Annotated in this window: 24 protein-coding genes; 17 read left to right on the top strand and 7 right to left on the bottom strand. The window is 29.5% G+C overall.

The features are described from left to right. The first annotated feature begins 3 nt into the window (after positions 1-3). Genes Ccar_RS09590 through Ccar_RS09580 form a run of 3 tightly spaced genes read left to right on the top strand, consistent with a single transcriptional unit; the run spans position 4 to position 3,220 of the window. A complete protein-coding gene (locus Ccar_RS09590) occupies positions 4-774 on the top strand; it encodes a nucleotide-binding protein (protein ID WP_007059743.1) in 771 nt (256 codons plus the stop codon). Further along, complete coding sequence (locus Ccar_RS09585; RefSeq protein ID WP_007059744.1) at positions 765-2,093, top strand: nitrogenase component 1; 1,329 nt, start codon at positions 765-767, stop codon at positions 2,091-2,093. Before Ccar_RS09590 ends, Ccar_RS09585 begins: the two co-directional genes overlap by 10 nt. Next, on the top strand, positions 2,090-3,220 hold the full coding sequence (locus Ccar_RS09580) for a nitrogenase component 1 (RefSeq protein WP_007059745.1): 1,131 nt from the start codon (positions 2,090-2,092) through the stop codon (positions 3,218-3,220). Before Ccar_RS09585 ends, Ccar_RS09580 begins: the two co-directional genes overlap by 4 nt. 182 nt (positions 3,221-3,402) lie before the next feature. Here the strand turns inward: Ccar_RS09580 and Ccar_RS09575 are convergent, their stop codons facing one another. Continuing rightward, positions 3,403-5,115, bottom strand: coding sequence for a methyl-accepting chemotaxis protein (locus Ccar_RS09575; RefSeq protein WP_007059746.1), 1,713 nt, complete (start codon positions 5,113-5,115; stop codon positions 3,403-3,405). Between the two features lie 281 nt (positions 5,116-5,396). On the opposite strand from Ccar_RS09575, the gene Ccar_RS09570 reads away from it, so the two are divergent. Continuing rightward, on the top strand, positions 5,397-5,585 hold the full coding sequence (locus Ccar_RS09570) for a hypothetical protein (protein ID WP_007064622.1): 189 nt from the start codon (positions 5,397-5,399) through the stop codon (positions 5,583-5,585). Positions 5,586-5,641: 56 nt separating this feature from the next. On the opposite strand, the gene Ccar_RS09565 is transcribed toward Ccar_RS09570, so the two are convergent. After that, on the bottom strand, positions 5,642-6,082 hold the full coding sequence (locus tag Ccar_RS09565; protein WP_007059748.1) for a DUF1259 domain-containing protein: 441 nt from the start codon (positions 6,080-6,082) through the stop codon (positions 5,642-5,644). A gap of 324 nt (positions 6,083-6,406) precedes the next feature. Between Ccar_RS09565 and Ccar_RS27015 the strand changes: the two genes are divergently transcribed. From Ccar_RS27015 to Ccar_RS26320, 8 genes are all read left to right on the top strand, one after another. Next, positions 6,407-6,547: a hypothetical protein gene (locus Ccar_RS27015; RefSeq protein ID WP_007059749.1), complete on the top strand. Its 141-nt coding sequence runs from the start codon at positions 6,407-6,409 to the stop codon at positions 6,545-6,547. Between the two features lie 293 nt (positions 6,548-6,840). Further along, the gene (locus Ccar_RS09560; protein ID WP_157132465.1) at positions 6,841-7,323 is read left to right on the top strand and encodes a Fur family transcriptional regulator; all 483 of its coding nucleotides are present in this window, start codon (positions 6,841-6,843) and stop codon (positions 7,321-7,323) included. 92 nt (positions 7,324-7,415) lie between these two features. After that, the gene (locus tag Ccar_RS09555; protein WP_007059751.1) at positions 7,416-7,844 is read left to right on the top strand and encodes a flavodoxin; all 429 of its coding nucleotides are present in this window, start codon (positions 7,416-7,418) and stop codon (positions 7,842-7,844) included. Between the two features lie 36 nt (positions 7,845-7,880). Further along, a complete protein-coding gene (locus Ccar_RS09550; RefSeq protein ID WP_007059752.1) occupies positions 7,881-8,492 on the top strand; it encodes a DUF3793 family protein in 612 nt (203 codons plus the stop codon). 60 nt (positions 8,493-8,552) lie between these two features. Next, positions 8,553-8,762 (top strand): FeoA family protein, encoded by a 210-nt coding sequence (locus tag Ccar_RS09545; protein ID WP_007059753.1) that lies wholly within the window; start codon positions 8,553-8,555, stop codon positions 8,760-8,762. An 18-nt stretch (positions 8,763-8,780) separates the two neighbouring features. Further along, the gene (locus tag Ccar_RS09540) at positions 8,781-9,002 is read left to right on the top strand and encodes a FeoA family protein (RefSeq protein WP_007059754.1); all 222 of its coding nucleotides are present in this window, start codon (positions 8,781-8,783) and stop codon (positions 9,000-9,002) included. 15 nt (positions 9,003-9,017) lie between these two features. Then, entirely contained in the window at positions 9,018-11,165 is a 2,148-nt protein-coding gene (gene feoB / locus Ccar_RS09535) for a ferrous iron transport protein B (RefSeq protein ID WP_048030044.1), read from the top strand. A 35-nt stretch (positions 11,166-11,200) separates the two neighbouring features. After that, positions 11,201-11,353: a FeoB-associated Cys-rich membrane protein gene (locus Ccar_RS26320; protein WP_007064311.1), complete on the top strand. Its 153-nt coding sequence runs from the start codon at positions 11,201-11,203 to the stop codon at positions 11,351-11,353. 506 nt (positions 11,354-11,859) lie between these two features. Here the strand turns inward: Ccar_RS26320 and Ccar_RS09530 are convergent. From Ccar_RS09530 to Ccar_RS09510, 5 genes are all read right to left on the bottom strand, one after another. After that, the gene (locus Ccar_RS09530) at positions 11,860-12,771 is read right to left on the bottom strand and encodes an AEC family transporter (protein ID WP_007063794.1); all 912 of its coding nucleotides are present in this window, start codon (positions 12,769-12,771) and stop codon (positions 11,860-11,862) included. A 142-nt stretch (positions 12,772-12,913) separates the two neighbouring features. Continuing rightward, complete coding sequence (locus tag Ccar_RS09525) at positions 12,914-14,875, bottom strand: FtsX-like permease family protein (RefSeq protein WP_007063795.1); 1,962 nt, start codon at positions 14,873-14,875, stop codon at positions 12,914-12,916. Further along, positions 14,862-15,629 (bottom strand): ABC transporter ATP-binding protein, encoded by a 768-nt coding sequence (locus Ccar_RS09520; RefSeq protein ID WP_034826008.1) that lies wholly within the window; start codon positions 15,627-15,629, stop codon positions 14,862-14,864. Before Ccar_RS09520 ends, Ccar_RS09525 begins: the two co-directional genes overlap by 14 nt. Positions 15,630-15,795: 166 nt before the next feature. Beyond that, positions 15,796-16,848, bottom strand: a complete 1,053-nt coding sequence (locus Ccar_RS09515) for a sensor histidine kinase (protein ID WP_007063797.1) — start codon at positions 16,846-16,848, stop codon at positions 15,796-15,798. Positions 16,849-16,867: 19 nt separating this feature from the next. Next, positions 16,868-17,557: a response regulator transcription factor gene (locus Ccar_RS09510; RefSeq protein ID WP_007063798.1), complete on the bottom strand. Its 690-nt coding sequence runs from the start codon at positions 17,555-17,557 to the stop codon at positions 16,868-16,870. 124 nt (positions 17,558-17,681) lie between these two features. On the opposite strand from Ccar_RS09510, the gene Ccar_RS09505 reads away from it, so the two are divergent. From Ccar_RS09505 to Ccar_RS09485, 5 genes are all read left to right on the top strand, one after another. Further along, positions 17,682-18,092, top strand: a complete 411-nt coding sequence (locus tag Ccar_RS09505) for a DUF5391 family protein (RefSeq protein WP_007063799.1) — start codon at positions 17,682-17,684, stop codon at positions 18,090-18,092. 151 nt (positions 18,093-18,243) lie between these two features. After that, positions 18,244-18,873: a class I SAM-dependent methyltransferase gene (locus tag Ccar_RS09500; protein WP_007063800.1), complete on the top strand. Its 630-nt coding sequence runs from the start codon at positions 18,244-18,246 to the stop codon at positions 18,871-18,873. Between the two features lies 1 nt (position 18,874). After that, a complete protein-coding gene (locus Ccar_RS09495) occupies positions 18,875-19,618 on the top strand; it encodes a hypothetical protein (RefSeq protein ID WP_007063801.1) in 744 nt (247 codons plus the stop codon). A 297-nt stretch (positions 19,619-19,915) separates the two neighbouring features. Next, positions 19,916-23,299, top strand: a complete 3,384-nt coding sequence (locus Ccar_RS09490; RefSeq protein ID WP_007063802.1) for a DUF4132 domain-containing protein — start codon at positions 19,916-19,918, stop codon at positions 23,297-23,299. 548 nt (positions 23,300-23,847) lie between these two features. Then, entirely contained in the window at positions 23,848-25,143 is a 1,296-nt protein-coding gene (locus tag Ccar_RS09485) for an IS110 family RNA-guided transposase (protein ID WP_007064310.1), read from the top strand. Positions 25,144-25,736 lie beyond the last annotated feature (593 nt).

Here is a 25,736-nt window from a genome sequence, read left to right as displayed (position 1 = left end):
ATTATGATAAAAATTGCAGTATATGGAAAAGGTGGTATTGGAAAATCTACAACAGTTTCTAATATATCAGCTGCACTTGCTGATAAAGGAATAAGGGTAATGCAGATTGGATGTGATCCTAAAGCTGATTCTACAGTTTCACTTCATAACAAAACAAAAGTGAATACAGTGCTTGAACTTGTAAGGAAAAATAAGGATGATTTTACTTTGGAGGATATGGTGACCATTGGATACAATGGTGTAATATGTGTGGAGGCAGGTGGTCCTAACCCAGGTTTAGGATGTGCAGGCAGAGGGATTATAGCAGCTCTTGAAAAATTAAAAGAAAAAGGTGCCTATGAAGTATATAAACCAGATGTAGTGATATATGACGTATTGGGTGATGTAGTATGTGGAGGATTTTCCATGCCAATGCGTAAGGGGTATGCAGACAAAGTATTTATTATAACCTCAGGTGAAAATATGGCTATTCATGCAGCAGCTAATATTGCCATGGCTATAGATAATTTTAAAAATAGAGGTTATGCAGGTCTTGGAGGTCTTATTCTCAACAAAAGGAATGTGAAAAATGAATATGAAAAAGTAAGTGAATTGGCAGAGGATATTCATTCAGAAATAGTTGGTACTTTGGACATGAGTGAAACTGTTCAAGAAGCAGAAATTTTCAATAAGACAGTAATAGAAGCATTTCCTCAAAGTGACATGGCAAAACAATATAGAAAGCTTTCAGAAATTATCATGAGGATATGTGGAAAGGAGATATTATGCTTGTAAATGTATCTGGACATGTTGATGAAAAAGGTGCCTGTACTGCAATAAAAGATGCTGCATTTCCTGCACCCTTTGTATCCGGACTTGAATATAATGCTCCTTCTAGGGGAACCTGGAATATAGTTCATGTTGGAATGCTTATTCCAAAATCACATCAGATATATGTATGTGCAGCAAATTGTTTAAGAGGTGTTGTTCTTACAGCAGCAGAAATGGGTACATTAGATAGATTTTCAACTATAGCTGTACAGGAGAACAATGTGCTTGAAGGTGACATGGAAGAGCTTATAATTGAGGGTGTGTCAGATATACTTGAAAAGCTTCCACAAAAACCTCCAGCAATTTTAATATTTACTGCTTGCATACACCATTTTATGGGATGTGATTTAGAGCTGGTTTACAGCAAACTTAGAAAAAGATATCCAGATGTGGATTTTGTAGATTGTTATATGGACCCAATTATGAGGAAAAGCGGTTTGACACCAGATCAGAAAATGAGGCTTAGATTATATAACATACTTGAGCCAATGGAGATTAATAAAAAAAGCATTAATATCATTGGCAACAATATTCCTACAGATGAAAGCAGTGAGCTGATACAGATCATTCGTGAAAATGGATATGAACTTAAAGATATTACCCTTTGCAAAACCTATGATGAATACCTTAAAATGGCAGAAAGTTGTGTTAATATATCCTATCTGCCTGTTGTAATACCAGGTGGAGACTATTTGCAAGAAAAATTAGGACAAAAACATTTACATTTACCTTTATGTTATGGGTTTGATGAAATAACAGAAAATTTGAATACATTGAATGAATACCTGGGATTGTCAAAAAAAGAATATAAAGATGAAAAATTAGCAGCTTTAAATGCTTTAAAAGAAGCAAAAGAAGCAATTGGGGATGCAAAGATTTCCATAGATTATACGGCTGTTCCAAGACCTTGTGGACTAGCACGTTTGCTTGTTGAAAATGGATTTAATGTGGATAGACTTTATGTAGATTCATTTACAGAATGGGACAAAACAGATTTTAACTGGCTTGTAAAAAACAAACCTGAAATGAAAGTGTATGCTACAGTACATGCAAAGATGCGTCTATTAAATAGAAAATGTGATGAGAAGAATCTTGCAATAGGGCAGAAGGTTGCTTATTTTACAGGAAGCCAATATTTTGTAAATATAGTAGAAGGCGGAGGAATGTATGGTTTTGATGGAATTGTCAAATTAGCTGGACTTATGAAAGAAGCTTTTACATTTCCGAAAGATGTACGTAAGCTTATACAAATGAAAGGATTGGGGTGTGATTGCTTACTATGAAACAGGCTTCAGCATTTATTTCAACATATACCGCAGATGTATCAGGTGTTTGTTCCGCACTGTATGAATTAGGCGGAATGACTGTTATGCATGATGCATCAGGGTGTAATTCAACATATACTACTCACGACGAACCACGCTGGTATGATATGGAAAGTATGATTTATATTACAGGACTTTCTGAAATGGAAGCTATTATGGGGGATGATGAAAAATTAATAAATGACATTGTGACAGCTGCCAATGACTTGCATCCTAAATTTATAGCTATTGCAGGTACACCCATTCCAATGATGATGGGTACAGATTTTCCTGCTATTGCAGAAGTGATTGAAAATGAAACTGGAATTCCCACATTTGCTATTGAAACAAATGGAATGCATTCTTATATATGTGGAGCAGGGCAAGCTCTTGCTGAAATAGTAAAGCGATTTACAGTGGATGGTATATCTAAGATAACAAAAAGTGTAAATGTACTTGGTGCTACTCCTTTAGATTATTCTGTGAACAGCAGTGTAGATAGCATTAAAATGCGATTAACTGAAGCAGGTTTTCAGGTTTTATCTGTATGGGCAATGGGAAGCACATTAGAAGAAATGAAACAAGCTGGAGCTGCAGAAGTAAACTTAGTTGTTTCTTCCACTGGACTTTTAGCAGCAAAAGAATTACAAAAGAAGTTTGGAACACCATATGTTGTGGGTGCTCCCATGGGAGATAAGTTTGCAGCTGTAGTAATGAAAGCACTAGATAGGGCAATTAATACAGGAAAATCGCAAATTGCATATGATAAACAAGCTGTCTGCCAGGGTGATACTGTTATTATTGGAGAAAGCATTTATTCAGAATCCTTAGCTGCAGCACTTAAAATTGAAAAGAATATGAAGGTTAAGGTTTTATGTCCTTTGGAAACTGAAACTGATTTGTTATTAAAAGGGGATGTTGTGGCAGAAGATGAAGATAGTATTATCACATATTTGAAGAGTGCAAAAGCTGTCATTGCAGATCCTATTTATCGCACAATTATTCAGTCTGGTACTAAATTTATATCACTTCCACATGAAGCTTTTTCAGGAAGAATTTATAGAAAAGATATTCCAGATTTGATTAAGAGTATAGATATAATATAGTGAATTTATATTATAATGTAACATATGTGTTATGTTATTGTAACAAAAGATGTTTATAATAATAATTGTTCTAGGACAATGAATCTTAGAAAAAATAAGATAATCCCTTAGCATAAATATTTTTATTTTGTTTTAAATAAGCACTAGTAATTTTCACTAGTGCTTATTTAAATTGCTTAAAATTATAGTTTAAATTTATGTACCATCTCATTAAGCTTTTGTGCAAGTTCTGCTTGACTTTGTGCAGTTAAGGCAACTTGTTTTATTGCTTTTGTTGTTTCATCTATACTTGTCTTTATTGTTTCTGTATTTTCTGATGATTTCTGTGCAGTTCCCGACATACTCTGTACTGCATTATTTACTTGACCAATTGTTGCTGTAAGCTCTTCTGACATGGATGCTATACCTTCGCACATTTCTGTTACAACTTCTGAATCCTTATAATATTGATTTCCCATTTTTTCAAAATCCTCAAATTGAGGATCAACACTTTCATTTATGAATTTTAGTATTTCATTACCATTTTCAGATATATTTTTAAAAGCGTCTTGAACTTTTAAAATGGTATCTTGTATACCTGCTACGGCTTGAGAAGATTGTTCTGCAAGATCTCTTACTTCGTCTGCAACTACAGCAAAGCCTTTTCCTTGTTCCCCAGCTCTAGCAGCTTCAATGGCTGCATTAAGTGCAAGTAAATTGGTTTGCTCAGATATACTTGCAATGGTATCTGCCATAACCCTTATATTATCTACAACTTTACCAGCTTCAATTGCCATTATCATATTTTTCTCTTTTTCCTCATATAAGTTTCTAACTTTCGTTATAGCATTTTTCCCATTTTCCTCAACTGTAGTAGCTCTTTTTTTAGATTGATTTGCATTGTTACTTCCGTCTGCAGCTTTTATAGATAGTTCATTAATACTGGAATCTACTTCTTCTATAGATGCAGCTATTTCTTCAGATGATGCACTAGATTCTTGAACACTATTGGTTATATTTTTTACTGAGCTATCTATTTCTTGAGTTTTTGCAGATAATTCTTCCACTGTAGCAGAAAGCTCTTCACTTGATGCACTCAGGTCCTGTGAATTTTCAATTATTAAGCTTACAAGTTCTCTAATATTTTCTTGAGCTTTTTGAAGTGCTCCTCCTGTTTCTCCAAATTCATCTTTTCTTGTAATTGAATAATTATGTGTTAAATCAAAATTAGATAAATTTTGTGCTAAAGATAGTGTTTTCATTAAAGGAATGTTTATATCTTTTGATATAATAAATCCAAATGCAATTGCAATTAGCAAGCCGGCTATTGCTAATGTTGTCATAATCTTGTTTGAATTTACATATATTAAGTGATTGGCTGTATTGAAGGTTTTAGCACCATCAAGATTTGCGTTTATTAACTTATCAATATCTTCAATCATTGAATTTTCTACAGAAGGTAATAATTGAGATTGCTTTAATGCTTCATCAAAGTTTCCAGCATCAATAAGTTTTACAACATTTTTTACTGAGGTTGTATATAGTCCCAAATGAGTTTTAAATGGTGACCATACTTGCTTTTCTGTATCGTTCATAGATAATTTTTCATAAGCTTTTATATATTCATCATTTTCGTCATTGTTCTGTTTAATATCTTTTTCTAAGTCAGTTTTTTTAGTAGTATCTTTTACATAAGTAAGCTGTAACAAATCACTTTTAATTTCTGTTAAATTTTGTCTCATATCTGTTAACATATAAGTACTTTGTAATCTATTGTTATACATTTCTTCTGAATTTGTATTTATTGTTTTTAATGATGTTATACCAATAGCGCCAACTATGGCAATTAATATGGACATAATAAAAAAAGATGTAAATAGCTTGGTTCTAACTTTTATGTTTCCTAAAAATCCCATTGCAATTCCTCCATTAAGTAAATATTTATGTATATTGTAATTTTTGTTTTTTAAATTAGGTTTGTTGCTTTAATAAACATTAGCTATCTGAATTTATAGAATTCATATTTTTTAAAAACTATTAAATATCTCCACTTGGCTTGTAGTGGTTAACATATACATCCCTCCAAATCATTTTTAAATTTACAAACTAATCAAGATGGAGAAAACGATTTATACAGTTTCATTATACTACTATTGCAAAAAAGTGTAAATATTGTATGTTATGGTGTCATTTAAAGTTGAAAGTAATAGTTTTATATACTTTGATACTAAAAAGTATTAATTATACTAATGGAATAGAAAGAGTATGGAAAATTATAACTAATAATAAAGATTATAATTGGATATTTGATTTAGAAATGGTAAAAATGATGGAAGGTGAAAATAGCTTTATAGAATACTCAAAGAATAGATTTAAAAAAATATAATCAATTAGCAGCAAAAAATTTAATTTTTGCTGCTAATACTATATGACAAAAATAATTTAAGATTGTCCCTGGGAAACGCTTAAAACACGAAGAGCTCTAGCTACTTTTTTTGCAAAATCTAAAGGTTTATCAATAGATTCAAAATGAATATACATAAGTCTTGGTCTATCAAATAACCAATGATTATGAAGTGCAGTAACTAATATACCCTCTTTTCTAAGTGCAGTAATAAAATCATTAATTTCATTTTCAAGAATAACTGTTTCACCTAAATTAAGTGCATTACCACTTTCATCCATAGATCTAATGTCGAAGGAAAATAATGCAGATAGTGCTAATGGAGAACGAGTTCTTCTACCAAGTATTCGTGCACGTATATTTCTGGTAAAAGCTACGGCACAAACGCGTTTGTTAGAAGTTATAATTTCTGCTCCAAGTATTTTTGCAAATTCTTTACAAAGAGAATTTGATTTACAATGTGAATGAGAGTTACTCATTTTATTCACCCCTTAGTTATTTTATAGAAAATCAATTTTTAGTTTGATTTTCTATGTAGACTTAAGTGTTTACCCAATAACATACTATGAAAATCATCAATAAATGTGCATAAGTATAATTAAGATGATTTATATTTTTATATATCTATGTCTAATGCAATTATAAATAAAATATAATTTGTAATTAGGTATTGACAAAATAATTGAATTTGATTATCATTATCAATAGAGAAACGATTAAAGATAATAATTTTGATTAGTCATTATGTAAGTTGAATTTCAAAATAATAGAGTAATTTTATAGAAAGAAAGAGGGTGAACTTTATGATTATTGGACTTTTAAACTTACTAAAAAATCATAACAATTATTCTTTAAAAGAAATGGCTGAATTTTTCAAAACAGATGTTTCAGTTATAGAGATGGAACTTAAATATTTGAAACAAAATGGATATTTAAAAAGATAGATAATTAACTTAAATACTGAAGTGTAATATATTTTGATTAAAATGTAAATAGAAAAGAATATTTATAAAAATAATGTATTTATATTGATTGGTACGATAATTACATTCGCCATTAATTAAAATATATAAATAATACTGTTTATATATTTATTTTTTTAAAAGACTATTGAGAATGATTATCTGTATCATTTAATAGGTTTAAGCTTAGATTAAATCAATAGATTCCATACAATATGAATAGCAAAAGAGATTTTTTATATTTAAAGTTTTAATTTTGGAAAGTAGTGATGTGTATGAAAAAAGGAACTACTGATGTAAGTTACATAAGTGAAAAATTAGCAGATAATGGATATAAAATCACAAAACAAAGATGCGAAATTATAAAGGCAATATATGAAAATAATGTACATATGAATGCTGATGAAATATATAAAAAGGTAAAGCATAAGAAAATAGGACTTAGTACAGTATATAGAAATCTCATGATATTGGAAACTGTTGGGGCAATAAAAAGAATTAATACAGCTAACACAAGCTATTATGAATTGCAAACTCTAGGAGAGATTGACATACATGCAAAATGCATAAAGTGTAACAAAATAGTAGATATAAAAAAAGAGAAGTTAGAAGAAAATTTTAGGAAGTTAATAAAAAATATCAAGCAAGAACGAGGAAGTATGATTAATAGTGCAAGTATCCTGCTGTCAGTAATATGTGAGAAATGTAAAAGTGAAATTATATTAAATAGAAATTCTAATAAAGGAAGAGATGGATGATAATGAAACTAAGCAATTAATTTTAAAATAATATATAAATCATCAAGTACATAAGTACTTATTTATACTTTTTTTACGAGGAGGAGATTAATTTGAAAAATGTAGTAATTATTTATTGGAGTGGTACAGGGAATACGGAGAATATGGCAACAGGTGTTATGGAGGGTGTAAAGTCAGAAGGTGCAAATGTGAAATTAATTAGTGTACAAGAAGCAAAGGTAGATGATGTTTTAAAAGCAGATGCAGTAGCTCTTGGATGCCCATCTATGGGGTCAGAACAGCTTGAAGAATCGGAGATGGAACCATTTATTGAATCAATTTCAGATGCAATTGAAGGTAAGGATACTGCATTATTTGGTTCATATGGATGGGGTAATGGTGAATGGATGACTGACTGGCAAGAAAGGATGGAATCCTATGGAGCAAGAGTTATAGAAGATGGACTTATAGTTAATAATGAACCAGATGAAGAAGGAATTGAAAAATGCAAGGATCTAGGTAAACTTTTAGCAAAGGTTTAAGAAATATATTAAACATAAAGTAATGGAGGATGTTTTATGAGTAAAGAAGAGTTGAAAAAATTTTTTATCATTACAAATAATTATGATGATTTGGAGTATTTATTTTCGGTAATAATGTTCAGTGCAGGACCAACTATAAAAAAGCATAAAGCATCTTCTTTAATTACTTTTGGTAAGAATAATAGAAATTTAAACAGCATATGGGAAAGATATAAAAATGAAGTTAAAGAAAGATTGGATATTGATTACTTTGAATTGAAAAAGAATGAAGAAAGTACAATAGTGTTGTTTTTTAATAAAGAAAAAGTTGGGCTTAATGTAAGAAAAGCTAAGAATATAGAGTTCTTAAAAAGATTTGGATATGATGAAAATATGAGTGTTGAGCAGTGCTTAACTCTTCTAAGTAAAAGATTTGAACATATGTGTCCTCATGAGATTGGAATTTTTTTAGGATATCCGGTAGAAGATGTAACAGCTTTTATTGATTGTCCTAATGCTGAATGTAAAATGGTAGGATATTGGAAAGTATATCATGATATTGAAAAAGCTAAATCTATTTTCAATAAATATGATGAAATAAAATATACAATTATGAGATCAATGATGCAAGGAATTAAGCCAACGAAGTTATTAAAAATTAAATTATAACTAGTGAATTTTTTAAAATTTAAATATGTAAAGTAGGATTGTGCGAGGAGGTAATAATTTATGCCATTGATATTAGCAAATAAAGGAAGTGCAATGAATATTAGAAAGATAAGTGGAAATGATGAGACAAAGAGATTTCTAAATAGTTTAGGCTTTGTAGTTGGAGAAAGTGTTAAAATTATTTCAGAAATTGGAGGAAACTTGATAATAAATGTTAAGGATAGTAGGGTTGCCTTGGATAAAGGAATGGCAAGTAGAATAATAGTATAGGCGAAGGAGGACGTTTTAATGAGCACACTAAAAGAAATAAAATGTGGACAAACTGTTAAAGTCAAAAAAATTGATGGAGCAGGTGCTGTTCGCAGACGTATCATGGATATGGGAATTACAAAGGGGTCTGAAATTTATGTGCGTAAAGTAGCTCCACTTGGAGATCCTATAGAATTAACCATTCGTGGATATGAATTATCCATTCGTAAAGCCGATGCAGAAATGATTCTTGTAGAGTAATAAGGAGGAGTAGAAATGACAATCAAAATAGGACTTGCTGGTAATCCAAACTGCGGAAAGACAACTATGTTTAATGAACTTACAGGTTCATCACAGTATGTTGGTAACTGGCCTGGAGTAACAGTTGAAAAAAAAGGAGGTAAATTGAAAGGAAATAAAGATGTAGAAATTGTAGATTTACCAGGTATTTATTCTTTATCACCATATACTTTAGAAGAAGTGGTAACACGTAATTTTATGATAAACGATAAACCAGATGCAGTAATTAATATAGTGGACGCATCAAATATTGAAAGAAATTTATACTTAACAACTCAAATTTTAGAACTTGGTATTCCAACAGTTATAGCACTTAACATGATGGATGTGGTAGAAAAAAATGGAGATAAAATTGATATAGATAAGTTATCAAAAACTCTTGGATGTCCAGTTGTTGAAACATCTGCCCTTAAAGGAACTGGTGTTTCGGCAGCTGCGAAAAAAGCAATTGAAATTGCAAAGAGTAAGAATAAACCAGATTTTGAATTAAATTTCTCCAAGGAAGCTAAAAGTGCTTTTCAGGAAATAGAAAAAATTATTACAAAAAGTATTCCACATGATGGAATTGAAACTTCATGGCTTGCCATTAAACTTTTTGAACGTGATGAAAACATAATTAAAAAGTTAAATATCTCAAAAAGTATTTTAGATGAAATAGAAACTATAATACAAAAATATGAAGCTGAACTGGATGATGATAGTGAAAGTATTGTTACAGGGGATAGATATGCCTTTATAGGAGATGTTGCTTCAAAATCTATTAGAAAAAATAGAAAAGGGAATGAAACAACATCAGATAAAATAGATAAAATTGTTACAAATCGCTTCTTAGCACTTCCTATTTTTGTTGCTACCATGTACATAGTATATTACATAGCAATAAAAGTTGGCACAATAGGAACTGACTGGATAAATGACACTCTTTTTGGAGATATAATTACAAATAGTGCTTCAAACTTAATGGCTAGTGCCAATGTTGCTGATTGGCTACAAGGATTAGTGAAAGAAGGTATAATTAGTGGTGTAGGAACAGTAATTGGATTTATACCACAGATAATGCTTTTATTCCTATTCTTGGCTATACTTGAGGATTGCGGATATATGGCCCGTGTAGCATTTATAATGGATAGAGTCTTCCGTAAATTTGGTCTTTCAGGCAAATCTTTTATACCAATGTTAATCAGTTCAGGTTGTGGTGTTCCTGGTATAATGGCAACTCGTACTATGGAAAATGATAGAGATAGAAAGATAACTATTATGGTAACTACATTTATACCTTGCAGTGCTAAATTGCCAGTTATTGCATTAATTGCAGGAGCACTTTTTAGTGGAGCTTCTTGGGTAGCACCAACAGCATATTTTTTAGGAATAATAATGATTATAATTTCTTCAATTATATTAAAGAAAACTAAGTTATTTGCTGGAGAACCATCACCTTTTGTTATGGAACTTCCTCAATATCATATTCCTGCTGCAAAAGGTGTACTAATGCATATGTGGGACAGGGTAAAAGCGTTCTTAGTTAAGGCAAGTACAATAATTTTGGTTTCTTGCATTTTAGTATGGTTCTTACAGTCCTTTAATTGGTCACTAGCTCCAGTAGATGCTGAAAACAGTATTTTAGCAAGTATAGGTAACGTTATAGCTCCAATATTTAAACCTATTGGATTTGGCAATTGGCAATCAGCTGTTGCAACAGTTACTGGTTTGGTAGCAAAAGAAAATTTAGTTGGAACTCTTGGTGTATTATTCAATATAAAGGATGCAGCTGAGGATACTCCAGCTTTAATTACTCAAACAGCGGCAATGTTTACTGCTGCAAGTGGATTTGCTTTCGTAGCTTTCAATATGCTTTGCGCACCTTGCTTTGCATCAATAGGTGCAATAAGACGTGAAATGGGTTCTTGGAGGTGGACATGGATTACTTTGGGATTTCAAACTTTTACAGCTTATTTAGTTGCCCTTATTATAAATCAAGTTGGCAGCTTCATAATAGGTAAAGGAAGCTTAATTGGAGCAGCAGCTTCAGTGCTGCTTACGGTTATAGTAATTGGAATTGCTATATCTACAGGAAAAAATTATAGAGAAAAAGAAGTTAAAGCAGAGTTGAGTTATACAAAATAAAGTGGTTTAAATAAAATATAAGGGATGTGAAATTTATGGTAGCAACAGTTATAATGTCTGGTATTATATTTGGTTTTGTAGCCTTTGTAATAGTAAGACAAGTTAAGAAAGCTAAAAATGGAGAAAGCAGCTGTGGCTGTGGTTGCAGTAATTGTTCTTCATCTAGTATATGCCATGGAAAGAAATGAAGTTTGAGTTAATGTAAGCATAATGTGACACAAGAATGCAGTGGAAGTTTGAATTTTAACTTTTATTCTGTGATATATGATAAGTGTGTCAGCACGGCTAAATGTTTTAAGCAGAGAGCCAAAATCTATGATTTTGTGCGAATCGCTTACTCCTCTGAGGAAACGAAGAGGAGTTTCCAATTTTAAAATAAAGCTCGAAATTTTTGAAAGCCTAAGAACTTTGTCAAACTCGGTTCCCTCAGACAGGACTAAAGTTCTAAGACTTTCAAAAACTTCGAGCTAAGAATAATATTAAAACAATTTAGTTTATGTGTTGGCACACTTATCATATATCACTACATAAAAGTTAAAATCCAAACTAGTAACTTTATGTGTACACATTTAATTATGATGTTATAGGTAATTCTAATAAATTGAAATTGTATTTAACATATTCTTTAACGCCTAAAAAGTTGCGCAGCATAGTTTTTAAACTGTGAAAGTTGAGTTAAATATTATCAAAAGTATTACAGAAAAAACTTAATTACTAAAGGTATGGTAACTACAGATAAAAGTGATGAAAATGATACTATAAAAGCAGAGTACTCTTTATTTTTGTTGAAGTTTTCCGCAAAAATTGTGGTTAATGCACCTGCAGGCATAGCTTGCATCAATATGAAGGTTTTTAAAACCATGGAGTTTTCTTTAAATAATAGGGATATCCAGTATAATATTAATGGTAATAGTATAAGTTTTATCATTGAACCATAATACATACTCTTATCTTTAATAATTTTTTTAAGTTCACTTCTAGATAATAAACTTCCTATTATGAGCATGGATATTGGTGTTGTAAGTCCTCCAACCATTTTTGTAGTATTTAACAGTATAGGAGGTATTTTTATTGAAAATATCATAATTAAAAGTCCTATTACTGAAGAAACCACCCCAGGATTTTTAAGTGATTCTTTCAAGCCTTTAATGTCACTTTTATTATTAAATAACATTACTCCATAAGTCCATACAAAAATATTGAATATCATATTAAAAATGGCAGCATATACTACTCCTTCGTTTCCAAAAACGCTTTGAGCTACGGGAAATCCCATAAAGCCGCAATTTGAAAAGATCATTGCAAACTCAAGAACATTTCTTTTACTTTTATCAATTTTTATAAGTAAGGGTTTTACTAACAGTGGAGTTAGTATAAATATTGCAAAGCTGTAGATAAAAGCTTTTATAACATTGTTTGCAACATCAGGTCCATAGGATATACTAAAAGATGAAATAACAAGAAAAGGAGTTGTTATTTCTACTAATAGTTTGGATAAACCATTTGAAAAATTTTCATCTATAATGTTTTTCTTTCCGCCATAGAAACCTACTAAGGCAACTAAAAATAAAGATATTATTTGAGTTATTACTGTGTTTATTTCCATAAATTAACCTTCCAACTTTTTAATAATTTATATTGACATATTACATAATAGAATCTTGTACAAATAATTCTATCATATATAAATAAGATATAAATTGTCAAATACTAAATTTAAAGTTGAAAAGGTTTTAAATGATTAATTACTACTGCCAGCTATTTATTTGTCTTACATACATTGATCTTGAAAAGCAAAAGTAAATTGTCTGAAGTAGAAAATAAATTCCTACTATAATCATTAAATAAAGACTAAGGCTTGTTTGTAATATATTGCTTAAGACCTTTATTGCAAAAGTAGTATGAATAAAGGATACTGCAAAAGGGAGAAAGAACATTATAAAGCATTGAGTACTTACTATTTTCTTTATTTCATCTACAGACATTCCCATTTTTTTAAGAGCTGTAAATTCATGTTTATCATTTTGAATTTCATTAAATAGCTTGAAATATATTATGCTGCAAGTTGCTATGAAAAACAACACTGAAATAAAGGTTCCTATGAAGAAAAATGTGGACATAACTTCCATCATTTTAGAAAAGCTTAATACTCTTTCAGAAAAACTGCTTTTCATTTCCTTTGGAATTTCGCTCTTTATGTTTGATACTGAGTTTACTGCTTTAAATCCATTTTTTATAGTATAACCATAATACACTTGAAGATTATCATCCTTAATATCAGCTTTAAGCTTGTTAAAATCATCATCACTTACTACTGCAGTATTGGAGTTCTTACTATCTTCATTAATTATTCCACCATTTATTTCATTTTTAAGCTTTAAGTTTATGGAAGTGTTTTGGGTATTTAATTTTAAATAATTTTTATCAGCAAATAATTCCTTATCCTTAGTTGCAATTACATTATGATAGTGAACAATTACTTCACCATTATTTAATTTAATAGATGGTTTATTTTGCTCACTTGTTAAAGTATTATAATCAGTGTTGGACATAATATAGAAATCTTTTTTATTTATCAGTTCTTTAAAATTTAAATGTTCATTTGAAGATAAATCATTGTTAGTTGCTTTTATAAGAATAATTTTATTTTTATATTCTATTTTATTTCCATAGGATTTAAAAACTTTTTCTACTTCTTTAGGAGATATTACATTGTGTGTATTCAATCCATTTTCAATAAAGCTTATGTCTTGTGGGTAGTCTATTACAGTTTGTTTTTGTACAGTTTTTTGAAATGAGTATACACTTGCAGAAGCTGTCAAAGTTACAGCTGAAAGTATTGAAACAGCAAATAGTATTTTTGTATTGTCACTAAGTTTATATATTATTTGAGATAATGTTATCATATTGATGCCTTTATAAAAGATTTTATTATTATTTTTAAGCTTACTTGTAATATATATGCTGAATTGAGAGTATAGCATATAGGTTCCGGTTACTACTACAATTAAAATAGGGAACATAGTGAGTACAATAGCTTGACCTGAAAAAACTGCTAAAATGTATCCAGAGCCAATTAATATTATGGATAAAATTGATTTTTTACTGGAAAATTTAGGTACTGGTTTTGCAACCCGTGAGCCTTTTAAAAGCTCTATTATATTGTTGCTCTTTATCTTATAACTTGCTTTTAAACAGGTTATTTGAAACAATACTAAAAAACACACTGAAGTTAATATTACAGCTTTAATTGATATGGTAAGGGGAATTTCAGCATTTAAAATTAAAATAGCTGAAATTGACATAAAAAATAGTTTAGAAAAAAGAATACCAAAGATAATTCCTGTGCTTATAGAAAATAAAGAAACAATGAAGTTTTCAAACATAACATAATTTCTTACTTGGCTTTTTGTCAGTCCAAACATTGATAAAAGTCCAAATTCTTTTTCTCTGGATTTTAAAAAGCTTGATATAGAATAGTTAGTAAATACAACTGAGAATATGAGTATTACAAACTCACAAAGATAAACTGTTTCTGTCATAATTGCGCCAGCTTGCCCCATGTTTTTTAAACTGGAAGCCTTAGGACTTAAAAGAAAATTTGCAAATATGAAAAATACTATAACTACAAAGGTATTACTTAAATAGTACATTATAAATTTATTTAAATTTCCCTTTATATTTTTAACAGCGATATTATGCAATGTCATTATAGTTACCTCCTATTAAAGTAAGTGAATCCATGATTTCCTTGAAGAAAGCTTGACGATTACCTCCTTTTACAATTTCTAAAAAGAATCTTCCATCTTTAATCATTATTATTCTTTTACAAAAGCTAGCTGCAAAAGGGTCATGAGTAACCATCATTATAGTTGCTTTTCTTTCATTATTTAAATTAGTCAAAGATTCCATAACATCTTGAGAAGCTTTAGAATCAAGATTTCCAGTGGGTTCATCTGCAAGTATTATAGATGGATTGTGAATTAGCGCTCTTGCACAAGCGGCTCTTTGCTGCTGACCACCTGAAGTTTCATAAGGTCTTTTATCTAAAATCTTTTTTATATTTAAAAGTGAAGCAATATCACCTACTTTTTTTTCTATTTCATGAGTATTAGTTTTGTTCAGTACTAGTGGAAGTATTATATTTTCCTTTATTGATAGGGAATCTAGTAAATTGAAGTCTTGAAATATGAATCCAAGTTCCTTTCTCCTAAATAGTGCAGATTTTTTTTCATCAAGTTTTTCTGGATTAACTCCGTTTATGAAAAGCTCCCCTGAAGTTGGAGTATCTATTGTTGCAAGAATATTTAAAAGGGTACTCTTTCCACTTCCCGAAGGCCCCATGACTCCAACAAATTCTCCTTCATCTATGCTAATATTAAATTTATCAAGGGCTTTTACCTGTAAGCTTCCTTTTTTATCACCATAAATTTTACTTATATTTTCAGCTTTTAATACTGACATATTATCATTCCTTTCATCTATTAATTTCATGGCTGATGTCCATAATATTATCATTCTTTTAGATAAGAAATATATTGAACTTTATGTATATATTATAAAAAAATTAGAGAAATCAATGTATCGATTTCTCTTTCAAATACAATTTTAATCTTACAATATTGAAAGATTAAAATTTAAACAAGTTTTTACCCTTGAAAAATACAATAGAAAAGGTGGAACCTTTGCCTTCTTTTGATTCTAAAAGAATTTCATGACCAAGTTTATCACATATTTTCTTTGCAAGATACATTCCCATGCCCGTAGATTCATCGCTTTTTCTTCCGTTTTTACCTGTAAAAAAAGCATTAAATACTCTATTTAAATCCTCTTTTGGTATACCTATTCCTTCATCACTTATGGATAAGATAATTTTTGAATTTTCATCTTTGATTTTAAAGATAATATACTTGTTGTCCTGAATTTTCAGCTTTGAATATTTTATAGCATTTATAACTATTTGATTTATTACGAAATAAATCCATTTTTTATCTGTTTCCACTGTTATAGCTTCATCAGCTGTTATTTTAGGAAATACATGGCTCCTTATGAGAGATTTCTTATTGTCATTTAAAACATTTCTAACAATAGATATAATGTTTAAGCTTTCTACATTAAAATCTAAGTTAAATTCATTAACTCTTGCATTACAAAGCATCATATCAAGACCATGAGATAACTTTTCATTTTCTTCTAATATACTGTCAAATACAGCTCTATTATCTTCATTTATTTCATCTTGAAGTATAAGGTTTATAACAGATACAGGAGTTTTCATTTGATGTACCCATTTATTTATAAAATTTATATATTCTTTGTGTGTTTCTTCATATTTTATAGTTCTTTCACTGCATATTTTATAAGTTTTAAGTAGGAGCTTTTTAAATATTTCCTGCTCATGAGTACTGCAACTTCCTATGTTAAGTATGTTATCTAAGTCTTCTTTTGAATTTAACATTATGTTAAGTTGATTATAAAAATCTCTATTTTTTAAATAATCATATATCAAAAATAATATGAAAAAGATTATTGAAATTAACCAGGCATAAATTATGTTATTATTTATAAGTTCAATTTTGTTTATAATTAAAGTAAGATACATTACAACTATAACTGCAGCAGTAGCTAAAAAATAAACCACTGCAAAAGGTATCTTATCCTTAAGAAAGTGTTTGAAATTCATTTATTTCACCTGCTTTGTTTTACCAATTTGATACTATTTTATAACCTTGTCCACGTTTGGTTTCAATTACATTGGTAATTCCAATTTCCTCAAGTCTTTTTCTTACGCGAGTCATGTTAACAGACAGGGTATTGTCATCAACAAAATCTACATCATTCCATAAAATCTCCAGTAAGCTTTCTCTGGAAACAATTTTATTTTCATTTTTAAGAAGAGAATATAGAAGTTGGAATTCTTTTTTACTAAGCTCTACTTTTTTACTTTTATATTCTACTACATTTTGATTTAAATATAAAAAAAGTCCATTTGATTCAAACACTTCACTAAGGCTATTTTCTGAGTAACTTCCATAAACTCTTCTTATAACTCCTTTTATCTTTGCAATGAGCACATCATAGGAAAAAGGCTTGGTTATATAATCATCCCCTCCATTTTCAATAGCCATAACTTGATCCATATCAGAATTTCTAGCTGAAAGAAATATTATAGGAACATTTGATATTGTTCTTATATCTCTGCACCAGTAAAAGCCATCATATAAAGGCAAGTTAATGTCCATGAGAACAAGATGAGGATTGTTTTTTATAAACTCATTTTTTATATTAGAAAAGTCATCTACAGAATAAGTTTTATATCCATACTTTTGCAGGTGATTTCTTATAAGATTGTCCAGTTTTTTATCATCTTCAATTATCATTATATTGTACATTTGATACACCTCTCAAAGCAATGTCATTTATCTTTCCATTGTATCATAAATAATATAATAAAATTGACAATTTGTTTTCTGGTGGAATAAGATGAATATAGAATGAAGAAGGGAAGTTAATATAATGATAAAACAAAAAAACAAGTGTAAAATTATACTTATAACATTAGTATCTACAGCACTTTTTTGTTTACTAGTAGGTATAAGCTCTATTTCACCACTTGCTAACTCTGGACCTAATGCTAATAAATTTAATTCTATTGGTATGTGGTCAGCTATAGGTATTATTTCATTACTTTATATATTACCTTTGATTGTTTATGCATTAGGAGTAGATGTAATGAAATTTGTAATAGCAGCTTTTTTAGTTGTTGGAATGTTAGCAGATTTTTCAATAATAGTACTTATTTCCAACTCACTTACTAAAAGTTCATTATATCCGTTAATAGGAGCTATTTGTATTACATCATTAATTGTAAATGTTGTTTGGTTTTTTGTAGTTTTTTCTTTATCATCAAAGCGAAGTCAAGTGTAATTGCATTTTATTGAAAGAGAACGTATTTTAAATGAAACGGTTAAGGTACTATGCAGATATTTAAAAAGTATATCAGATTAAAACAAAAGAAGATATTGCATTAAGAAAAGTGTATAATGAACATATGATTATTATGGAAAGGTGGAATATTATGAGTGAAATTGCAAAAAGATTAAATCAATGCATGAAGCCTAATGGTGAATTAGGAAAGATTGTAGCAGATGATATGAATAAATCACATTTTGAATTAACTGGATGGGGTCTTGAAAAGATAAATATAAATCCTAAGGATACTATATTGGATATTGGCTGCGGCGGAGGAAGAACAGTAAATAGATTGGCTGCTATAGCAAAAGAAGGCAAAGTTTTTGGTATAGATTATTCAATGGATTGTGTAAAATGGTCAAAAGATTATAATGAAGAATTGATAAAGGATGGCAGAGTAGAAATTATTAATGCTAGTGTAGAAAAAATTCCTTTTGAAGATAATAAATTTGATGTTATATCTGCAGTGGAAACTATTTATTTTTGGCCTGATTTGCTTCAAAATCTTAAAGAAGTAAAAAGAGTTTTAAAGCCTTCAGGAAAGCTTGTTATAATATGTGAAATGTATTGGAGTGAAAAATTTAAAGAGAGAAACGATGAATTTGTTTCTGTATCGAATATGAAAATATATACACCTGAGGAACTTAAAGATATAGTAGAAATGGCTGGTTACAGCAATATAAAAATAGATTTGGTGGAAGAGAAAAATTGGCTTTGTTGTATAGGTGAAAAGTAGAATGATTTCAAAATTGAAAAAGAAATTATTGATTTTTACAACCATAATAATGCTTATTTTTTTTGGAAATAAAATTTACATAAGTTTAAAAGACAAAGTTAATTCAGATATAATTACAAAGTTAACAGGACAAATTTATTACACAAAAAGAGTAGATGGAATATTAAACTTGTATAAATTTGATACCAATTCACAAAAAGAGCAACTTGTATATAGCCATAAAGGTAGAGGTAAGCTCACTGATGGAGGATATAATGATAATATCAATGATTTTTACTATGACATAAAAAGTGGGAATATAAGTTTTGAAGCTATGAATAATGGTGATTGGAGTTTATTTTCTATTAAAAATGGTGATAAGGATGTTAAGTATATAAGCAAATTAGGTTTGGAAAGTTCTAAGCAGTTAACAAGGATTGACACTGATTATATAAAAAATGAAGTTGCTGATGTAAAGGCTATTAAAAAGAAGGGTTCTATTTATATAGAGAAAGATGGACAAGAAAAATGTTTACTAAAATTTAATGGTATGTATGATGAAAAGTTTACAGGTTATTCACCCATTGGTTTTTCTCCAAATGGAAAGTATCTTGTATATTTTTCTATGGAGCATCTAACTCCCATTGGAACTTTGATAGAGGGACTTATTAAAGGGAAGGTTGGTAAAACTTATATTATGGATATGGAAACAGGTAAAAGTACCAGGTTTATTGATTGTCAGCGTATTCAGTGGATTATGAATTAAAAGATATATTAGAGCGATTTAAAATCTGGCATGGATAAAAAGTTCATAGAAATGGGTTGAATCATCAGATAAGAATATATTTGAAGTTGTTGTTTAATGGATAGGCTTTTGAGTCTATCTATTTTTTTATGTCTAAACATATACTTGTGAACATCAAAAAAAATTTAGATTGTTTAAAAAGTTATTAAATATTTTAATTAAATTAATTTAAATATTAAAAAAGTGTGGCATTTTTGGTAAAATATAATTAAAATATTTACATATGGGAATAAACCCAAATAGGAAAGGTGAATACATATGGAAGAATTATTAAATTTATTAAGAGTTAAACTTTGTAATTGTACTTTAGAAAAGGAAGAAATAATTAAACTTAAGGAATATATTGAAAATGGTGATGATAATTTAGATTTAAATAAAATTCATAAGTATAACATAGAAAATACATTTAGAGGAAACTACAATATAAGAAAAGATTTTTGGAAATTAGTAGATGGATTTATGGATAATGAAGAAGTCTTTAAGAGAATTTTAAAGGTGTTTTGGGCAATAGGACAGGAAAGCTTCTTTAAAATAGTATATAATAGATTCTTTTCTATTCCTAAGTTTGTTGATTATTTAAAACCTATGGATAACAAAGAAAGAATATTAGTATGGCTTATAAGAACTTGTCCAAATTCTATTGATATAATAATACCAATTGTTGAAGAAATGATAAATGAAGATAGAGAAATACTTTCAAAGGCTTTTTTAGAAACAGAAGATGGCTTTGTGAAGGTAGTTTTAGCTGCTTTTGCTATTAAAAATTCTTGCGAGCTTCCTGAAGATGGAGAAGAATTTATAAAGCATCATTTAGAAAATGCAGATGATATAAATAAATATTTAAGAGACAAACAAACAGCTATAATTCAGATTTTAGCTTATGTACGTAGTAAGAGTGAGATATTACGAGAAGTTGTTAGGGATGCAGTTAATAACAGTACTAATAGAAGAATGATTTTTGATGAATTAGTGGATTTTATCTCTTCTTATGATAATAAGATTAAAAGTTATGACATTGCAAGAGAGTTTGATATTGATAAGAAATTATATGTACTTAGGTTAATAAATTTATATATTGAAGAAGAAAATAATAAAGTATTTAAAGAGATAGAACAGAGAATAAAAGAAATGCCATCAGTTTTTAGAGAAAGCTTGGAATTTGTTACTAAAAGAAGAATGGGTAAGACTAATTTTCAAGATGTTGAAGCTCTTACCCTTGCTTTAGTTATATATAAAAATTCAAAGGAAGATGAAGATTTAAATCAAGCTAAGAAATTCATAGAAAATATTTTAAATGGATATATAGCTAGCTTTAAAGGTTTTGATGTAGCACTACGCAAAGAGAGAGCTAAAACTTTACAATATGTAATGAATGGTGAAAATAAGGACGTTATAGATAATTATATTTCTAAAGTGGGAAAAGCAACAATTGGGGAATCAATATGGCGTTACCACAATATTTGCTTTAAACTAATTTATTCTTTAGACGAAACTAAAGAAATTATACATAGATTTTTATACTTAGTACTTAATACTGAAAAATATGGTTTAGCTTCTTCAGTAATATTTAATGTAGTAGAAAGCCAATCCATGAGTTATATAAGCTTTGCTGAAAAACTTTTAGATATAGGTATAAATGAAAGACATTTAATCCTTGCTGCAGATATAAGTTCAAACACAAAAGCTAAGGAATATTTAAGAAAGCTATGTAATGAGGGAAATACAGAACTTATAAATACTATAGATAGTTTAAGTGTTGCAAAAGAGTTTGTACTTGAAGGTTTATTTAATGCAGATAAGGGAAAGTATTCTGAAATTTTAGTAAAAAGTTTATCAGATGATTCAAAGCTTATTAGAGATAAAGCAGTTAACCTTCTTAGTACTTATGAAGGTTGCAAAGAAATGGTATTAAACAATTTTAAAAGTAGAAAAACTCCAGTAAGGGAGGCTGCTGCAAGAATTTTAATAAACTTTGATATGAGAAATTTTACAGATGAGCTTAAAAAATTTGCAGAGAAAGAGAAAAATGAAAAAATCAAGGTATTGATATTAAATATTATAAATAGAGACTATTTAGATGATAAAATACTTGAAAATGCAAAAAGTATAAGCAATTATTGCAGTGAAAGATTGAAAAAAACTGCTTATAATTCTCCAGAGTGGATTTCGGTAAGCACATTTCCAGAGGTAAGGTATGAAGATGGAAAAATAATATCAAAGGATGTATTAATTTATTTAATAAGCAAATATTCCCTGGAAAATATTGTTGAGAAAAACCTTGTTGCTGAAAGGGTAATTGAAAAGTGTAACAAACAGGATTTAGATGCAATGGGATTGGAAATTTTGAATAATTGGGTTAGTGCTGGTGCAGACACGAAAAAGAAGTGGATTTTATCCTTAATTTCAGCTGTAGGAGGATTCAATGTAGTAAATGCTTTAAAAGATCAAATAGACATTTGGTCTAAAAGTGCTAGAGGTGCAATTGCTTGTGAGGCTATAAAAGCTTTGGCATTAAATGGTAGTGATGAAGCTTTAATGATTTTAGATACTATATCAAGAAAGTTTAAGCATAAGCAAATTAAAAAAGCAGCAGGAGAAGCCTTTATTTCTGCAGCAAAGATGCTTAAATTAACAGAAGAGGATTTAGCAGATAGAATAATACCTGATTTGGATTTTAATGTAAGAGGGGAAAGAGTATTTGACTATGGAAGTAGAAGTTTTACAGTAACCTTAGGAGTGGACTTTTCATTAAAAATTGAAGATAACAATGGAAAAACAATGAAGACATTACCAAAGCCAGGTAAAGCTGATGATGAATTGAAATCTAGTGAGGCTTTATCAGAGTTTAAAGCAGTGAAAAAACAAATTAAAACTGTAGTTTCAACTCAAACTTTAAGATTAGAAATGGCTCTTTCTTCAAATAGGTTGTGGAGTAAAAAAGCTTGGGAAAAGTTATTTGTTAGAAATCCAATTATGCATAATTTTTCTCTTGGTTTAGTATGGGGAGTTTATGAAGATGGAAAGTTAAAAAATACTTTTAGATATATGGAAGATGGCAGTTTTAATACAAAGGATGAAGAAGAATATGAATTGTTAGAAGAAGTCTACATAGGACTTGTACACCCTTTAGAAATGGATAAAGAAGCTTTAGAAGACTGGAAACAACAATTTGAAGATTATGAAATAGTACAACCTTTTCCACAGCTTCAAAGAAAGACTTATAAAGTAACTGAAGAAGAAAAGAAAATGAAGGTTGTAGAACGTTTTGCAGGTACTAAAATTAATGGGCTCTCATTAGTTGGCAAGCTTACTAAAATGGGATGGTATAGGGGTTCTGTGCAAGATGGAGGATGTTATTATCAGTTTTATAAAGAAGATGAAAAAGTGGGTATTGGAGTAGAACTTGAATTTAATTATCTTGGTGTTGGATATGAAAATGAAGAAACTACGATTTATGAATTGATTTTTTACAAAGCTAGTACAGTGGAAAGAGGAAGTTATGTTTATGATGAAGTAACAGAAGAAAACACTATTTTACCATCAAAGGTACCAGAAAGATTTTTTAGTGAGATACTTTATGATGTAGATAGAGCCTTAGAAGCTAAAACTGGTTTTGCAGCCAACTGGAGACTGGATCGTTAAAGCATTGGGTGTGTAATGATATAAGCACATTGCGACACAAGCGAATGTAAGCGAAGTAACTTTCAACTGTATTCCGGCTGATATATGCTGTGAAGGAAAACTCACTTCATTAAGAAGTTCTAATGCTTGAGATATTGAAAAATGCCTACCTCCTTGTATAATGTAGCCATAACATTCAATAGAAAACTATCTATACCATTTGTGAATATTACAACTCAGTTTTTTCTTATTATTCGTAATTCTTTTACCCGACAGGGTGTATGTTTCTACTTTAACTTAGTTTTCTATTTTCCCTTAAGGGGAAACCAAATTAGTAAATATTGATGTATAATATCTCCTGAATAGAAGATAGATGGACACCTCCTGGGAAGTGACTCTATCGAGTCATTATTACCCGTGACTGAGCATGTCATTCCATCAGTGAGAATTCTGTGTTTAGCTGGTTAGGTTTCCCCTTGGGAATTACCTGTGTCACAAACAAGGTTACAAAATTACTGATAGAAATGGAATATCTATTCTATCTCTTACAAACAAAGGAGATAATGTATATGAGTAAATTTTTTTATAGACCAACAGTTGGAATTGATGTATCCGCAGATTTTTCAGTAGCTGCTATACTAGCACCTAACGGTGAAATTTATAGAAAGCCTTTTAAGATTATGCATAATAGAAATGGTTTTGATTACCTAGTAGATCAAATAAAAAAAGTGGAAGAAGAGTTTAGCATGAAAACAGCCATTTTCATGGAATCTACTGGTGTATACCATCTTACTCTTTTCCACTTTCTTAAAGATACATTTGAAGTATGTATCCTTAATCCACTCATTACTAATTGTAACAAAAATGTGGATATAAGAAAAGTGAAAAATGACAAAAAAGATGCATTAACCATTGCTACTATAGGTAAATTTCAAGATGTCAAATATTCTTCTAATTTTGATATTGAAATCTACACTTTAAAATCTCTTTGTAGAGACTATTATAAATTTACTGATAGTAAATCTACATTTACGAAAAAACTTTCTACGGATTTAAGAGTCATTTTTCCTGGTTATAGATCTGTCTTTTCAAGTATTACAAGTAAAACATCAATAGCCGTTTTAAAAAAGTATTCTAGTGCTGAAGCAGTTTTAAATGCTGATAGAGTTGAACTTATTAATCTCATCTCAAGCAATTCTAGAAAGGGACTAGTATATAGTGAGAAAATATATAAAAAGTTATATGCTGCTGCTGAGGAAGCTGCTTACATTGGTCTTAAATCACCAAGTCTATTTGTAAAAGTAATTAATACTATTGCAATAATAGAATCATTGGAAATCCAAATTAGGAACCTATTAGCTGAAATTCATATATTAATGCGCAGTAATAGAATTTCTGATGAATTTAAGAAAAATGTACAACTGCTTTACTCGATACCTGGTGTTGGAGATTTAACATCAATCACAATAATGAGCGAAATCGGTAATATTAAAGGTTTTGTTAAACCTAAGCATTTAGTTGCATATTTTGGCTTAGATCCTTCCGTTAGTCAATCTGGTAAGTTTAATAGTAACAAAAATGTTATGTCTAAACGAGGTACCAGAATAGGCCGAAGAGCTTTATATGTTGTCGCGTTAGCATCTGTACGTAAAAGTAGAAACGGTGAACCAATAAATAAAGTTTTACTTAATTTCTATGCTGAGAATATGAAAGGTAAAAGTAAAAAAGTAGGCTTAGTTGCAATAATGCATAAGCTAATTAACTACATATTCTCTGTTCTTAAAAATCAAAAAGAGTATGAATTACGTGACCCTAAAATACATACAAAGATGTATCTTAATAAGCAATCTAAACCAGCAGCCTAACGGCTAAAATAATTAGGAGCCAATTTCCATTATTCGTGTTTTTTAATGGATTTTTTGTGATGCCTATTTTTATTAATAAAATTTTTTATAAAAACTTATTGACTTTTACTAGCTGGTCTCAAATGCGACGTCCTGTCGCTTTCGGAGCTTTTGCCTTCCTGGCAAAAATTACGGCATTTTTCAATATCTCAAGCAAAGAACTTCTAAAATTCGTTCGAATCTTCCTTCACATCATATATCAGTCTCCATACAGTTAAAAGTTACTTCTTAGTACATTACGTGTACACATAATGCTATGTATAAATATAATTTTAGATTACCAACATTACATATAACAATCCAATTAGATGCGTACACTTGAAGTTAAAATTCAAACTTCAACTGCACCCTTATGTCATATTATTTTTAAACAGTGAAATTTGGGATGATTTTCAAAATAGATAAACAAAAGGAAAAAAGAACTTGATATGAGAACTTATGTTTGCTAAAATGTATTTAAGAAAGCGGAAAAATTGTGTTAAATAATACAATAATATTTCATATTGGAAGTATGTGTATTTTGTCGTTGTTTATCCGATCGCTACCATTGCTAA

This window comes from Clostridium carboxidivorans P7, from assembly GCF_001038625.1.
GTDB classification, from domain to species: domain Bacteria; phylum Bacillota; class Clostridia; order Clostridiales; family Clostridiaceae; genus Clostridium_AM; species Clostridium_AM carboxidivorans.
The sequence above is the reverse complement of the archived record's forward strand: the minus strand, read 5'-3'. Positions and strand labels throughout refer to the sequence as shown.